Source organism: Blautia argi, from assembly GCF_003287895.1.
Lineage (GTDB): Bacteria > Bacillota > Clostridia > Lachnospirales > Lachnospiraceae > Blautia > Blautia argi.
The window spans coordinates 1,556,706-1,572,490 of sequence record NZ_CP030280.1; the positions used below are offsets into that span (position 1 = coordinate 1,556,706).

Consider the following 15,785-nt stretch of genomic DNA (forward strand, 5'->3'; position numbering starts at 1 on the left):
TATAGGGAGAAATATGTATACATTGATAAGAAAAGAAGAAAAAATAAATAAAAGATATGAGCATATATTTTATTTGGAAGAGAACCCCCAAATATTAGGATATACTAATTATCGAGATACGACAGAAAAATATGAATGGAAAGTTGCTGGTGAACATTTATGGGAATGGAAACAAATAAACAGAAATTACAGGATGTTGGATTATATTCCTATTATCAACACAGTTAAAGCATTCTGTCTAGAATTAAAATATAAAATTTGTAAGGATGGAGAAAAAATCGGAGAAGCTTTTTTTTACGGATTTTCAAAAAATAAAAACGAACGTGATTTTTTTGTTGTGAATGGGAAAAAATATTTTTGCTGTCAAGGGAATACGGATTTTATTCGTCCTTTTAAAAAATATGAATGGACGATTGAGAATATGGAACATCAAGTTGTAGTGAAGATTGAGAAAACTTCTAATAAATCTATATATAGAATTGAAAAGTTGGATCCGGAATTAGAAATTGAACTAGTTATTTTCCCTATTATGCATATGGACATGGCTGTATTTTCGCGCGAAGGAAGAGGTCCAGTTACAGCAGGGTGATTTTATGAATATTAAATATTGGTAAGGAGGAAATTTTTGATAATGTCTTCTTTATAATTATCAAAAAACAAAAACTATGAATGAGAACTATGGATCAATGTCAAAAAGTAAAGTCTTTTTTTTGCTTTTAATTTCTGTAATAATATATTATTGTAAAGAAGTTAACAAAAAAATTTTTTTAGAGAACGTGATTTTTGGAATCATTTTAGCCTTTTTGAGTTTTAGTGTATTCTTGATATTTTTTAAAGTATTGCTGAAAATTTTAGGATATAAAAAATTAGAAAAAGTAAGAAAAATAGTGTATAGTTTCATTTTAATTATTGCATTTACATTAGAAATAGGTATTATTTTATCAAAAAAACCAGCTGATCTTATTATTAACCAATTTATGATAGTGGGAGTATTTGCTGGGAGGTTTGTAAAATGACTTATTTAGAACTCGCTTAGACAATTGACAGAGATATAAGACTGGCTGGGAAACAAGACCAGCATTACAAAAGAGTGGCGTGGCTTAACCGAAGAAAGTGGCAGTTACCGTTATGGCTATGACGTCCTGGGCAGACTTTCAGAAATCCAAAAGGATGGGCAGATGCAGATCCGGTATGGGTATGATGCCTTTGGAAACCGGACATGGAAAGAGGAGAAAGGAGAAAGAACCTTCTACCAGTACAATGCCCTGAACCAGATGGTAAGCGAAAAACATGGAGAGATCCTAAGAGCATACAGTTATGATAAGAGAGGAAACTTAACGGGCATCCAGGAAAACGGGGCATGGAAGAAGCAGTATATCTACGGTGCAATGAACCGCCTGGAAGAAGCGGTGGATGCGGCAGGAAAACAGGCAAGGTACCAGTATAACGGACTGGGACACCGGGTAGGAAAGCAGGAAGGTGTCCTTCCAAAAGAAAAACGGGAGAAACTGGATCCGCAAAGTAGGATTGGCATGGAAATCGGAAACAGCCGCCAGATTACTTATACCCTGGATTTAACCAGACAGTATTATAACCTTCTGGAGCGGACAGAGAAAAGCCAATGTCAGAGATACTTCTGGGATGGGAACGTGGCAGTGTATGAAGAAAAATGGGGAACGGAACTATTACCTTCAGGATGAACTGGGAAGCCCGCTTCGGATTGAGGACAGTGCTGGAAACCTCAGGGAAAGCTATGGATATGGAGCCTTTGGGGAAGATTTGTATCAGAACCAAGGAAAGATACAGCCGTTTGGCTATACGGGATATCAGAAGGATGAAATAACAGAGACGTATTATGCCCAAGCGAGGGAATATCTGGCAGAAAACGGAAGGTTTGCAGGGCAGGATTTGATTGCCGGTTTTATGGATCTGCCGTTCAGCATGAACCGTTACAGTTACTGCTTTAATACACCAATGATATTGGTAGACTTGGATGGTGCATGGCCAAGTTTAAGTGATATCGGAAAGGGGATTAAGAATGGAATTAAAGATGTAGGAAATGCAATCAATAAAGGGATTCAAAAAGTTTGGAACACAGGAAAGGCAGTTGGAAAATGGATAGTAGAACATAAAGAGGATATTATTAAGGTTGTTGGGACAAGTTTGGTAATTGCTGGAATTGCAGTTGCAGCAATCTCTACGAGTGGTGTTGCGGGAATAGTTTTAATGGGGGTTGCTTCTGGAGCAGCAATAGGAGGAACAGTAAATGGTGTTATTAATATTAAAAATGGCGGAAATTTTGCGAACGGATTTATAGGAGGGGCTATAAGTGGTGCCATTCAGGGTGGTTTGAGTAGTAAACTGGGGCCTGTTGGAAATATTGTTGGTGGTATGGCTAATGGATTGGGGACTTTTGTTACAGAAGGCTTAGATAGGATAGATGGATATAACTATAAAAATTTAGGTCAGATTGGAGAAGATAGTATAAAATCAGCATTACTAGGAATGGTATGCAGTCTTCCAGGAGGATTGATACAGGCTGGCACATTGAATGAAAATATTCTTGAAGAGTTAATGGTAAACTACACGAAAAGATTTGGTGACCAGTTGAATAATTTTTTTGGAATATTAGACAATTTCCTTTTAGATATAACGATGGGAGGGTGCTATAATGAATAAAAGTTATGATTATATCATGGGAGGTAGTAAATTTTCCAATTTGTTTGATTTTATATCAGGAATAATTATATGTATATTATTTTCTTTTGTTTAAGTGAACTTATTTTTTCATTTGATTTTAAAATATATCCTAAAAAAATAATATTTTTTATAGGCAGTCTAATTGTACTTCTTTTTATTTTTTATTGCTTTCTTAGTCAACGGCGATATAGATTATTAGAACAAAAATTGGTTTATGGTGTTAGAAAAAAAACATACTATATAAAGATATTAATACGCTGATTTTTACACTTTCAACTACACCAAGAGGAATCTATAATATTGGTTTAACTGAACCATATTTTTATACAAAGAAAAAAGGAAGAAAGGAATATATAAGCAATATAACAGTTTATATAAACGAAGTGAAGAATATAAAAGAACAATATGATAAGAAAATAACAAATGGAAATTTGAAGAGCACGCCTTCTTATAGTTTTAATTGTCATGACAAATTGAGTATTTATCACTTAATTAAGGAATCAAATTCCGATGTATATGTAACTAGAAGTTTTCTAGTCTATAATAATTGGACCATTAATGAATTTTCTAGGATATACAATATTCCTATCGAAAAAATACAACTTATAAATGATATGTGTAAACAGTAAAATTTTCCGATATAATATAAAAAAAGTAATAAACAATGTAACAGGAGGTAGTATGTTTTTAAAAAAACAGAAGAAAAAACAACAAGAGGTTACGATTGAGGAGAATACACAGATATTCATCGAAGATTTTAAAAAATTGGTAAATGAAGGTAAAAAGGAATCTGTGCGTTCGGTAATTAAATTTATGGCAAATTCTATACAAAGTGAATTACTTACAAAATGTAAGTATAATGATAGAAATTATCCAGAAATAGATTATATGTGGGCTATTTTGAATAGTTTTTTACTGGACTTGTCGTTTGATTTTTGGCGAAAATGTAACATACGTTTAAAGGTTCAAAATACTCCCATTATATCATCTGTTTGGAATCATTCGCGTATGATTAACGGATTGATAGGACTGGGGGAGATAAATAAAAATCCCTTTAATGGGATAGCGTTTGCATATAATATTCATGCAGTTTTAATAGAACCATTAGGTCTGGTAGTCGTTGATAATGGAAATCATTCTGTGAATGCGGCTATTGTCTATGATGAAGGAGAAATAATTGTAAATACGGTTATTGATATATCTGAAGTTCTTGAAAGATATAGATTTGATGGAAAAAAATATGTGAGTGTAGAAACGAATAAAATAGTAAATATTGAGAATTTAAAAAATAATTCAGAACCATTCACATATACGTTTGGACTTTTGTTTGAAATGGCAAGAGTTTTGAAAAATGCAAAAGATGAAAACGGATATGTGTACTATGATGTTAATTAGATGGGAAGGTGATAGTGATGGAGAATACAGAGAACTGGGTAGAAAAATATAAAGAAAGAATGGATAAGAATAAACCTTCTGAAAAATTAGTGGAACAGACTTTAGAACTGATGAAACATCAGATTGAGTTACAGAGAAAAGATAAGAAAAAATGTTAAAAAATAGAATAAAATTTATAGCATTGACTCTTGTGTTTGCTTTTCTGCTGTCGGGCTGCTCTACAAAGAAGACTGGACAAGAATGGAATAGTTACAATGAAAATAGCGAATGGTCCTATTTTATGCCTATGGATGTAGATAGAGATGTGGTTCCCTTTGTATTTCCAGGAAAGTATGTTGTAGATACTGAAATCGAAACTCAAAATGAATTCAAAACCTACATTGAACGATATACAGAATTAGAAACCTGTAAACTTTTGTTTTATGATATAGATAGAGGAACTGTTCAAAAGAAAGTGGACTGTAAAAGAATTTTGGAAGAATATCTCCAGGATTACCAGATTGCAGAAGAACAGATAATACCATGTTTATATCAGCAAAATAACTGTGTCTGCGTCATTTTAGAAAAAATCGGGTATCGGAAAAGTTCTGGAGATCCTTTGCCAAAAATCGGAATTATAATTGATGTAGATACTGAAAAAATTATAGGTGAAGTTTCAGAAATGAATTTTGAAAAAAATCATTTACTATATAAAAATGAAGAAACAGAATCCATTACAGAAGAATTTCTGGCAGCAAATGATCTTCCTTCTATGAAGGTTGTATATTATCACGATTTCAATATTTACGCAATGCAAATGCACTTGGCGGATATTTCTTCTGATGCAGAAATTTTTAAGATTTTTCCAACATTGAAGGGGGGTTCTGCTGAAAAGAATAAAACTATTTGTTTTTATGCAGAAGAGTCTAAAATAGAAAAGATAATGAAGCAATTTCTTCCAAAGGAACAAGAAATAACATGGCCAAAAGCAAACACGAATGAAATGAAAGTGATACCAAGAGTATGAAGTCTATTGAGTAATAAAAAAGGCGTGTGTTATTGAATACTTTTGGAGACGTTACAAGATATTATGTCTTTTGAAAACAGCATATAAATGTAGAGTTATAGGATTGCTGGGATTTAAGTAAATAGGAACGTTTAAGTGGTAGTATATCAGTTTTGGTATACTACCGCTTTTTTGCGTTGGATGTAAGCAGATGAAAAAATATTTTTTACTTATGGAATTAATCGTGTTCCTGCTGGCAACAGAATTCTAGACTTATCAGATGTCAGCGAATATCAAAAAGCAGAACAGGAATATGAGCAGTTGTAAGAATATGTAAAAGTAGAGAAGAATATAAAAGAATCAGAAGATATGAAGCCGGAAACAACAAAAGATGATAAGGAAAAAGCAAAGCCGGAAGAAACCGTGATGGTCGATTTTGCATCTTTATAGGAAACCAATCTAGATGTTATAGCATGGATAAAAATTCTATAGGTACTGGAATACCCTGTTGTAAGAAGGAGAAATAATTTCTATTCTTTAAACCATACCGTGAAAAAACTTACAATATTGCTGGCAGCATTTTTTTAGATTACCAGAATGAACGGGACTTTTTAGATAATTAGAATATTATCTATGGTCATAGTATGAAAGATGGAAGAATTTTAAATTATAAGATTACTGCCGGTGAGCAAGTGCAGAAAGAGAGTGAAGCTCATTAGATAGAAAAAGGACACACTGGAGATAATAGGAAAACGAAATCATATTGCCTACTTGTAGTCAAAAAGAATAATTCATATTATTACAATAGCAGATTTAGAGGAAGAGATATTTCATTGAAAGAGTAGAGATGTAATTTTTAAGAATATTTATTCAATGGAAATACATTTATTTTCTAAGGGACAAAAAAGATATTAAAGGAGGACAAAGCAATAAAATTTAAAATAGAAATATTATAATGATGTTATCAAATCAAAGGAGGAAGAAAAAATGGTAGATTTTAAAAAAAGAAAAAAAGCACGAGTAGGATAAAATTAGTGGGAAACGTAGATGAGAACTACGAAATATGAAATTGGTACATTGAAAGAAAAGTACTATTATTCAAAAATATAGTTCTATGCATGAGAAAGGAGAAAGAAGAAAATGAAAGATTTTGAAAAGAAAACAGGATTTGTAAAAGTGGAAGAATTGGCATTAGAAGCGGATGAAATTCATGGAAGTGAAGATGGAAGTAATGGAGCAGGAATTGTATCATTCATCACAGGAATTTTTACAGGAATGGTAGCACCAACAGGAGCATGCAGTTCTAAATGTTAAAAGGAGGAAGAAAAAATGAAAGATTTTGAAAAGAAAACAGGATTTGTAAAAGTGGAGGAACTGGCATTAGAAGCGGATGAGATTCATGGAAATGAAGATGGAAGTAATGGAGCAGGAATTGTATCATTCATCACAGGGATTTTTACAGGAATGGTAGCACCAACAGGAGCATGTAGTTCTAAATGTTAAATTATAAAGATGTACAATAGTAAATCACTTTGAAGGGAGAGAAACAATTGGATAATAATTCTTTTATTCAACAAATAACAGAAAATTGTATAAATGAAAAAACAGGAGTCTTTGATGAAGTTTATAGGAGATTTATTATCCAATTTCTGTTAAAAGTAAATGATATAATTAATAATTTTGCGGAAGAAACTTTGAATATTAGTTTGCAAAAGAAGAGAATTTTAACCGAACTGGCAAAGGCATATAAACAGATTTTGATTCATATATGCCAAAAAACATTGATTGTAGAGATTAGCAATCAAGCAAATTTCCTTTGGGGAGAAAGTGAAGAAGAAAAATATAATTTTTTTGTGAATACTTTTATGGAGGAAAATTTTGAAAGGATTTTTGCTCAAGATTCACCTTTGATGCATATTATTAAGACGAAAGAAAGTGCATTGTGTAACTCTATACAAATTTTCTTTGAAAATTTGTATAAAGATATTGATATTATTGAAAATTTATTGGATCAACATATTGAGAGGATAAATGAGATATCAATTGGAGACGGAGACACTCATAATGGTGGTAAAAGTGTTTATGTGATTACTTTGAATGATGAAATTAAAGTGGTTTATAAACCACATTCACTTATAAATGATGAAATTTTTAGTAAAGTATTGGATATTCTGAACAATCAAAATAGATTACGTCTAAAATTGCAACATGTTAAATTTGCCAATGTTGGAGATCATGGTTGGCAAGTATTTGTGAAAAGAGAAACGTGTTCTAATGAAAGAGAAATTGAGGATTATATGTATAGATTTGGGTGCTATGTTTTTTTATGTTATTTGCTTAATTGTACAGATATGCATTTGGAAAACATCATAGCGGCGAAAGATTATCCGTATTTGATTGATATAGAAACATTATTTACAAATCAGTACGTATTTAGAGGAACTAGATGGAAAAAGGCCAGTGATTTTGAACAGCAGTTGTGTAACTCCGTATTTGCTTCGGTTCTATTACCAATGAATATTGCGGGAATGAAGGCAGAAAGTCGTTTGGATATTAGTGGCCTTGAAGGAGGCCTTGAAGAAATAAATATTAAATCTGATGTTATAGTCAATGCTGGTAGAAGTGACATCTGCTATGAAACAATGGATATAAGAATTGATGATACACTTAATTTGAATAATGCAGTAACGCTAGCTGGAAAGCCGATTTTGCCGGAACTGTACATAGAAAGTTTAATTGAAGGTTTTCGAGAATGCTATAGTCTTTTTTTGTCTACTGATGCAACTGATAGGATTCTAAGAATTCAAGAACTTCAAATGGGTAAATTTCGACAGGTTTTACGTAATACAAAATTATACTATAAATATCTTGAAGCTTCATACCATCCTTATTATATGAATTCTGAAGGAGGACGAGACATTGTCTTTAATGGATTAAGCGGTTCTGGAATTGTATCAAAAGAGCACTTGCTGGTAGTTTCAGCAGAACAAGAACAATTATTGGAAGAAGATATTCCATATTTCTATACAGGATATAAAACTAAAAGTTTATATTCTGTTAATGGAAAGGTTGCAGAGGATTTTTTTGAAAAAACTATAGAAGAAATATTCAAGGAAAGAATACAATTGCTTTCTCAAAAAGATATGAGCATTCAAGAATATTTTATTCGTGTATCTGTTTATGGAAAAGCGAAATATAATAGAACAGGATATTTTAATCTAAAGAGTAAGGGTATACATACTATTCTTTCTTACATATTTAATACGCATGAACTTAAAAGTATAGATGGGAGGAACGATTACTTCAATATAGTAGAGGAAGAAGAAAGATGTTGTATTGGGATACTTCCATTTAATCTTTATAACGGGGGAGGAATGGCGTTTATTCTTTTAGGATTATATAAGGAAACCCGAAATGTGATTTGTTTGGAGGTGTTCAAGCGTTTGAGGTACATTTCTGACATTCCTTTGGAAGAAATATATAAATACAATAAGAGTTTGGGAATGTATGACGGTTGTGGATCTTTACTGTACCTTTCTTATAATGCGGCTAAAGTTACAGAGGATTTCTATTATAATAAAAAATTTAGTGAGTATTTAGATTTTTTTTGGAATGTAGATATTAACCAGTATACCGAAATGGACATTATTAGTGGATGTGCAGGTATCGTGTTATTTTTAAGTAATGTTTATGATGATTGTGGAGATCCAAAGGTTTTACGGGTACTAGAAAAGTTTAATGAGCGTTTGATAAAGGCATATAAGGAAGAAAAATTGCCAAATCAGACAGGCTTTGCTCATGGCTTTGCTGGAATGAGTTTAGCACTACTGAAGGCAGCGACTAATTTAGAGAGCTTATCATCTTACAATGCGGGAATTGACTTAATCAAGAGAGAAAATAGATATTATTTGAAAGAATCCAATAATTGGATTGATTTGCGAAGTGGTAAGGAATCAATAAATGCTTGGTGTTATGGCATAGCAGGAATATTGCTTTCTCGAATTGAGGCTTTTAGTCATACAAGAGTTCAGCATAAAAGAGAATTGCGTAAAGATATCGAAAGATGTTTTAAAGAAATCATGAATTATGATAGCTGGTCGGAGTATGATGATATCTTATGTCATGGAACGCTTGGAAATCTTGATGTAATAAGGCAGTATCATACTAAATTTGAACAAACGAATGTTTATAAGAAAATTAGTTATGAAGTCGACAAAAAAATAGAGACATATGGTTTAAAGGGAAGGAATATACCAGGTGTTTATAATATTGATTTTATGGAAGGTTTAACTGGCTATTGTTACCATAAAATAAGAGAGCATAATGAAAAGATGCCTTGTATATTATTATTAGAAACATTTTAAGGATAGATAATTAGTATAGCAGAAAGGAGGGGAGAAGATGGCAAAGGTTAAGCATATACCTCAGTTGATTCAGACGGAATGTGGATTATGTTGCATTGTTATGTTGAACCGTTACTATGGAAATAATATAGATTTAAATGATTTAAGAGATTATGTTAAACCAGGAAGAGATGGTGTGGGAATTTCAGCATTATGCGATATTCTTAAATGGCAGAAATATGAATGTAAAGCGTATAAAGGAACCGTAGAGGTGCTGGAAACGATTAAGAAACCTTTAATAATTTATTGGGAAAAATGTCATTTTGTAATTTTGGAAAAAGTTAGAGGTGGGATCTATTATGTCGTAGATCCAGCTCTAGGATATGTAAAATATACTAAAGACGAGTTTATAAAAGGATACTCAGAACGTTTTATATATGCAATACCAGGAGAAGATTTTGAAAAAGTTACTAAAAAACAGTCTATTTGGCTTCGCTATATGCAATATATCAAAACATGTAAAAAAGCATTAGTAGGCATATTGGTACTGAGTGTTCTAACATATTTCTTTACAATAATATTTAATATGTTTATTCAAAATATGATAGATAGTATCGGACAGTTTAACTATAAACTGACATGGATTGCATTGGGGACAATACTAGGGTATATCTTGGTAGTGTTATTGAATGCATTAATGAAAGTATTTTTTAACACAAGATTATTTAGTGATTTTTCAAAGGCAATTTATAAACATTTGATTGGTGTTGATTATACCTTTTTTGAAAATAGATCATTTGGGAATCTGGCATTTAGCCTTGAGTGCATAGGGATGGTGAAAAATCTTTATGCTGAAAAAATGGTAAATTTTGTTGTTTCAGCAGGGGCCGTAATAATTCTCATGGGATATTTATGTAGATATTCTGTAACTATTATGGGAATAATTTCTATATTGTTAATAGGTATAGGCATTCTTTTGAAAGCATTAAGTAGTAAAGTACTGACCCTAAACCAATTAGAGATAGCAGGTCTTACTAAATTACAGGAAATACAGACAGAATTTATTTATTCGATATTGAATATTAAGATTGCGGGAATTGAAGATAAAGTATATAAACAATGGGAGAAGCAATTTGATTATACGAACGAAAAAACAAAACGACGAGACATCTATCAAAGTTACTACAATACAGCAGCTACGTTAATTCAAACAATACTGCCACTATTCGTACTGTTTATTTCTATTATAAATATGAAACAATTAGAACTAACAATAGGACAAGTAGTTGCAACATATTCGGTTGTTACATTGATTTCTTCATACATGGTAAATATTTATACTACTATGAATTATTTTGCTTTATCTGAACAGTATTTAGAACGAGTTTCAGATATTGCAAACCAGAATATAGAAGAAAACGGGACCAAAAATATTGGTAAGATTGATTCAATTAAATTGGATAATGTATCTTTCAAGTATAACCCTAACGCTCCCCGTGTATTAAAAAATATTTCTTTAGAGATAACTCAGGGACAGAAGATTGCTTTTGTGGGACAATCTGGATCTGGGAAGTCTACATTGATGAAATTAATCTTGGGACTTTATAAGCCAACGTCGGGAAATATATATTACAATGATGTTAATATTTCTGATATTGCTCAGGAAAGTATACGTAAACAATGTGGGATGGTTCCCCAGGATAATACCCTATTTAACAAATCGATTATAGAAAATATATCTATGGGGAGAGAAGATATAACAATGGAACAGGTAATAGAATCTTGCAAAATAGCTGAGATATTAGCTGAGATAAATGATATGCCTATGGGATTTAACACAATCATATCAGATATGGGAATGAATATTTCTGGTGGACAAAGACAGAGAATTGTATTGGCTAGGGCAATTGTCAATCAGCCTAGTTTACTTATTTTCGATGAGGCAACCAGTTCTTTAGATTCTGTTAATGAACGAAAAATATACAATAATATTTATAGTAAAAATTGTACTAGAATTATTATTGCGCACAGATTAACAACCATTGCAGATGCAGATTATATATATGTTCTTAAAGATGGAGAAATTGTTGAGCAAGGGACTCACGAAGAGCTGTTTAAAATGAATGGTGAGTATAGTAGGCTATATCAGAATTCACAGTATTAGAGTGTATAGCTTCAATAGAAGGGAGGTGTAGAATTATGAAGAATCCAAAGAATGTGACAGATATAGAAGAAGTTTGTAGTCTTGCAGAAGAGATTGAAAATCACAGTGCAACTCTGGAAGATGAAAACGGAGCAGGAAAAAGTAAGGATTGGGGTAATGATGGCTACCTGTGTTCTGTAACAGTAGAATGTATGGTTATCTGTAATTGGTAACCGAAGTAAAACAATAACTTAAATAGAAATATGAGAGGAGAACTGAAAATGAAGAATCCAAAGAATGTGACAGATATAGAAGAAGTTTGTAGCCTTGCAGAAGAGATTGAAAATCACAGTGCAACTCTGGAAGATGAAAACGGAGCAGGAAAAAGTAAGGATTGGGGTAATGATGGTTACCTGTGTTCTGTAACAGTAGAATGTATGGTTATCTGTAATTGGTAACTGAAGTAAAACAATAACTTAAATAGAAATATGAGAGGAGAACTGAAAATGAAGAATCCAAAGAATGTGACAGATATAGAAGAAGTTTGTAGCCTTGCAGAAGAGATTAAAAATCACAGTGCAACTCTAGAAGATGAAAACGGAGCAGGAAAAAGCAAGGACTGGGGTAATGATGGTTACCTGTGTTCTGTAACAGTGGAGTGTATGATTATCTGTAATTGGTAATCAATTTTAACATGCATACCGTGGCAGTATCTGCTGCCACGGTAATTTATAAAAGCAAAGAAGGGATAAAATGAGAATATTTGTTTATGCAAGTAGCATGAGGGGAGAATATTCAAAATCATTAAAAATTATCAAGGATCTTATTGTTAGATTGGAAGGATTGTGTTCAGTAGAAGGATGTTATATATCTACACCTGAAAAAGATTTGATAGAGCCTTGTAGTGGTTGTATGAGTTGTTTAAATACAGGAAAGTGTGTAAAGGATAAGTTAGATCATATGGAGACATTAAAAGAAGAAATGATGGCTTCTGATTTGATTATTCTAGCATCACCCGTCTATTTGCATAATGTAAATGGTCCTATGAAAAATTTTTTAGATAGATTAAATCCGTGGTGTTATACGATGCCATTATTGGGGAAAATAGCACTTCCTGTAACTGTATCAAACACAAATGGAAATTATCAGGTTGATATCTATTTGTCAAAGATACTGAGTATTTTCGGGGCAGGTGTTTTAGGAACATTGTCAATTAAAAATAATTTGATGTCAAAGAAAGAAAAAGATGAAGCGATTGAATTATTATGCAAGTATATAAAGGAATATGAGAGTGGACAACGAGAATTTTTTGTTTCAGAATATCAATTGGAATACTATGAGCAAATGAAAAGGATGCTTAATAATATAGAGAAAGAATCAAGATTGTACCAAATATGGAAAAAGGAGGGAATGCTATCTGCTTCAGATTTTCAAATATTATTTAGTGCAAAACGAAAGGAGAAAAACGAAAATGAAAAGTGTTGAAGTTAAAAATTTAAGGAAAATATACGAAACTAATAGAGGAAGAAACCAATATGTAGCATTAAAGGATGTATCGTTTAGTATTAATTGCGGTGAATTTGTAGCAATTATGGGAGAGTCAGGATCAGGAAAAACAACATTACTAAATATTTTAGCGGGATTGGATAACAGTACTTCAGGAAGTGTTATCATTGATGGTAAGGAAATATCAAAAATGAGAGATTTTGAACTTGCCAAATACAGAAGCCGGAGACTAGGTTTTGTTTTTCAAGATTTCAATTTATTGGATATTTTGACTGTTAAAGAGAATATTTATCTTCCACTTATTTTGAATAAAGCGCAGAGCTCTGTAATGAAAAAAAAGATGGAGGAATTGACAGTTAAGTTAGGAATTAAAGAAATTGTTGATAAATATCCTTATGAAATATCGGGTGGACAGAAACAAAGAACAGCAATAGCAAGAGCAATGGCTATAGAACCAGAGATATTATTAGCCGATGAACCAACAGGCGCATTGGATTCTAAGGCAGCTAATAATATTTTAGATTTGTTTGAAATGTTAAACCAAGAAGGTCAAACTATTTTAATGGTAACGCATAGTGTTAAGGCAGCAAGTAGAGCGGATAGAGTGCTTTTTATTAAAGATGGTGAATTAAACTATCAGATAAAAAAGTATCCGGGAATGTCAAACACTAAAATGAATGAAGAAATTGTTTTTTACTTAACAAATAATGAAATGATACGGTAGGTGATTATTATGTTCTATGTAAAACTTGCATTTAGAAATTTAAAGGAAAATCGAAAGATATACACACCATTTTTTTGTGCAGGAGTCATCTCTTTTGTTATCTACTTTTTAATCTATACAATTGGGAAAAATGATTCAATTGTTTCGATGGTATCATCTGAGTTATTTACTCGGATACTAAAAATGGCTATAGTGATATCAGGAATAATTGTAGCAATCTTTTTATTCTTAGCGAATGGCTATCTGTTTAGAACGAAAAAAAAGATATTAGGAGTGTATAATACTTTAGGGATGTCCAAAAAGCACTTAATTATACTAACATTCTGGGAAATGTTTTTTATTGCAATGGGGGTAATTATCGCAGGGCTATTACTTGGGAATTCGTTGTCGAGTGTTATGTTCATAATTATAGCTAAAGTTTTAAAAAGTGAAGAAATATTGGTATGGCGTTTTAGCTCTGAAGTGAATTTAAAAGTAATTTTGTTATTCGTAATTTTATATGTATTAGTTTGGCTTTTTAATTCATATGTACTTTTAAAAACAAAATCTGTTAATTTACTAAAGGGGGAACAATTAGGAGAGGTTGAACCGTCGAGTTTTAAAATTAAAGCTACTATAGGTGTTGTATTATTAGCCGGTGGTTATTATATGGCGGCGACAACAGTATCTCCTATTCAGGCAGCAAATAGAATCTTTTTTGCAGTACTGTTGATAATTGGTGGAATATATATGGTTTTCGTGTATTCCAGTATTATGATTTTGAAAAAAATGAAACAATTTGAACAGGTTTTTCTTAGAATTTCTAGCTTTATTTCTATTTCCAATCTATTACATCGTATGAAAAAGAATGCGGTTGGAATGGCTTGTATTTGTTTGCTAGGAACTGCGGTAATAACAATAACATCTGCTACAATTTCTTTATATGCAGGTTTAAAGGATCAAGTAAACAAGCAATATGTAACAGAAATAATGTTATCTATGAGTAAAGTAAGTATGCAGGATATATTGGAAATAAATGAAATAATTGGAGACTATTCTAAAGAAAATAGCGGAATACAGAAAAAATTGGGCTTAGTAACATATAAAGTTGATTGCAAAATTGCAGACAATACTATAGAAAATAATTCTAGTATTTCTTTTGTAGATCGTGATTATGGGGTGGTGCATTTTGTTGATGTTGAATCTTATAATTCTTTGGTTGATAAAAAAATTACATTAGAAGAAAATCAGATTATGATTTTTACCAATGATACTAGTTTTGATTATAAAAATGTATCAATTAATGGAGTAGACTATGCAGTTATAGATTATTTGTCGGATATGCCAATATATGATACAGAAGATTTTCAGATTGCCCAAAGTTACTATATCATATGTAGTAATCCATTAATAGCTGAGCCAAATCATCTAAATGAAAAAGAGGATAAAAGTTATAGCGAACTTTCTTACGTATGTGGAATTGAAGTAGATGAGTCTTTTGATAAAGGGAAATTTGTTGAAATCATCAATTCGTATATGAATGAACAGCAGATAAGAGGTGATGCTAGTTATAGAGAAAAAACATATGAATGGCAATTAGCAATGTATTCTGCATTTTTATTTGTTGGAATTGCGTTTAGCATATTGTTTATAGTTATGATGGCATTTGTGATTTACTATAAGCAGATATCGGAGGGGTACGAAGATCAGAATAAATTTAAAGTTATGAAAAATATTGGAGTTACAGAGAATGTCATAAAAAAAATAACAAGACAACAGGTACTTTTTGCATTTTTTGTGCCTTTAGTATTTTCCATAATTAATATGTGTTTTGCGTACAAAACTATTGTAAAATTTTTGATGCTTTTAAATTTGAGAAATACTTCATTATTTGCTCTCTGCGCTTTAGTCACTGCAATCATATTTATTGCAGTATATGGAGGGATTTATGGTCTTACGACAAAACAGTATATAGATATTGTATTAAAACAGGATTAAAAGAAGAGGTGA

Annotated in this window: 17 protein-coding genes; all 17 read left to right on the forward strand. The window is 31.7% G+C overall.

What is annotated here, in order from left to right; translation table 11 throughout:
- Nucleotides 1-13 precede the first annotated feature (13 nt).
- The 17 genes from DQQ01_RS07600 (at nucleotide 14) to DQQ01_RS07670 (ending at nucleotide 15,773) form a co-directional block, all read left to right on the forward strand.
- Complete coding sequence (locus DQQ01_RS07600) at nucleotides 14-589, forward strand: hypothetical protein (protein ID WP_111919525.1); 576 nt, start codon at nucleotides 14-16, stop codon at nucleotides 587-589.
- 97 nt (nucleotides 590-686) lie between these two features.
- Nucleotides 687-1,016: a hypothetical protein gene (locus tag DQQ01_RS07605; protein ID WP_111919526.1), complete on the forward strand. Its 330-nt coding sequence runs from the start codon at nucleotides 687-689 to the stop codon at nucleotides 1,014-1,016.
- 162 nt (nucleotides 1,017-1,178) lie between these two features.
- Complete coding sequence (locus DQQ01_RS07610; protein WP_111919527.1) at nucleotides 1,179-1,700, forward strand: RHS repeat domain-containing protein; 522 nt, start codon at nucleotides 1,179-1,181, stop codon at nucleotides 1,698-1,700.
- Nucleotides 1,660-2,679, forward strand: a complete 1,020-nt coding sequence (locus DQQ01_RS07615; protein WP_162624270.1) for an RHS repeat domain-containing protein — start codon at nucleotides 1,660-1,662, stop codon at nucleotides 2,677-2,679. The genes DQQ01_RS07610 and DQQ01_RS07615 overlap by 41 nt, the downstream gene beginning before the upstream one ends.
- A 702-nt stretch (nucleotides 2,680-3,381) precedes the next feature.
- Nucleotides 3,382-4,095, forward strand: coding sequence for a DUF6710 family protein (locus DQQ01_RS07625; RefSeq protein ID WP_111919529.1), 714 nt, complete (start codon nucleotides 3,382-3,384; stop codon nucleotides 4,093-4,095).
- Nucleotides 4,096-4,112: 17 nt separating this feature from the next.
- On the forward strand, nucleotides 4,113-4,253 hold the full coding sequence (locus DQQ01_RS15855) for a hypothetical protein (RefSeq protein WP_159431678.1): 141 nt from the start codon (nucleotides 4,113-4,115) through the stop codon (nucleotides 4,251-4,253).
- Nucleotides 4,247-5,101, forward strand: coding sequence for a hypothetical protein (locus DQQ01_RS07630; protein WP_111919530.1), 855 nt, complete (start codon nucleotides 4,247-4,249; stop codon nucleotides 5,099-5,101). The genes DQQ01_RS15855 and DQQ01_RS07630 overlap by 7 nt, the downstream gene beginning before the upstream one ends.
- A 1,119-nt stretch (nucleotides 5,102-6,220) precedes the next feature.
- Nucleotides 6,221-6,394, forward strand: coding sequence for a hypothetical protein (locus DQQ01_RS15860; protein WP_162624271.1), 174 nt, complete (start codon nucleotides 6,221-6,223; stop codon nucleotides 6,392-6,394).
- A gap of 15 nt (nucleotides 6,395-6,409) precedes the next feature.
- Nucleotides 6,410-6,583, forward strand: coding sequence for a hypothetical protein (locus DQQ01_RS15865; protein ID WP_162624272.1), 174 nt, complete (start codon nucleotides 6,410-6,412; stop codon nucleotides 6,581-6,583).
- A gap of 47 nt (nucleotides 6,584-6,630) precedes the next feature.
- Nucleotides 6,631-9,444, forward strand: a complete 2,814-nt coding sequence (locus DQQ01_RS07635) for a type 2 lanthipeptide synthetase LanM family protein (protein WP_162624273.1) — start codon at nucleotides 6,631-6,633, stop codon at nucleotides 9,442-9,444.
- Nucleotides 9,445-9,481: 37 nt separating this feature from the next.
- Complete coding sequence (locus DQQ01_RS07640) at nucleotides 9,482-11,587, forward strand: peptidase domain-containing ABC transporter (protein WP_111919532.1); 2,106 nt, start codon at nucleotides 9,482-9,484, stop codon at nucleotides 11,585-11,587.
- Nucleotides 11,588-11,622: 35 nt separating this feature from the next.
- Complete coding sequence (locus tag DQQ01_RS07645; protein WP_111919533.1) at nucleotides 11,623-11,799, forward strand: lichenicidin alpha family lanthipeptide; 177 nt, start codon at nucleotides 11,623-11,625, stop codon at nucleotides 11,797-11,799.
- A 48-nt stretch (nucleotides 11,800-11,847) separates the two neighbouring features.
- Nucleotides 11,848-12,024 carry a lichenicidin alpha family lanthipeptide gene (locus tag DQQ01_RS07650; protein ID WP_111919533.1) on the forward strand — a complete coding sequence of 59 codons (177 nt, stop codon included), beginning with the start codon at nucleotides 11,848-11,850 and terminating at the stop codon, nucleotides 12,022-12,024.
- A 48-nt stretch (nucleotides 12,025-12,072) separates the two neighbouring features.
- Complete coding sequence (locus tag DQQ01_RS07655; RefSeq protein WP_162624274.1) at nucleotides 12,073-12,249, forward strand: lichenicidin alpha family lanthipeptide; 177 nt, start codon at nucleotides 12,073-12,075, stop codon at nucleotides 12,247-12,249.
- Between the two features lie 70 nt (nucleotides 12,250-12,319).
- Nucleotides 12,320-13,051, forward strand: coding sequence for a flavodoxin family protein (locus tag DQQ01_RS07660; RefSeq protein WP_111919536.1), 732 nt, complete (start codon nucleotides 12,320-12,322; stop codon nucleotides 13,049-13,051).
- Nucleotides 13,038-13,796 carry an ABC transporter ATP-binding protein gene (locus tag DQQ01_RS07665; RefSeq protein WP_111919537.1) on the forward strand — a complete coding sequence of 253 codons (759 nt, stop codon included), beginning with the start codon at nucleotides 13,038-13,040 and terminating at the stop codon, nucleotides 13,794-13,796. Before DQQ01_RS07660 ends, DQQ01_RS07665 begins: the two co-directional genes overlap by 14 nt.
- Before the next feature lie 9 nt (nucleotides 13,797-13,805).
- The gene (locus DQQ01_RS07670) at nucleotides 13,806-15,773 is read left to right on the forward strand and encodes an FtsX-like permease family protein (RefSeq protein WP_111919538.1); all 1,968 of its coding nucleotides are present in this window, start codon (nucleotides 13,806-13,808) and stop codon (nucleotides 15,771-15,773) included.
- Nucleotides 15,774-15,785: the final 12 nt, after the last annotated feature.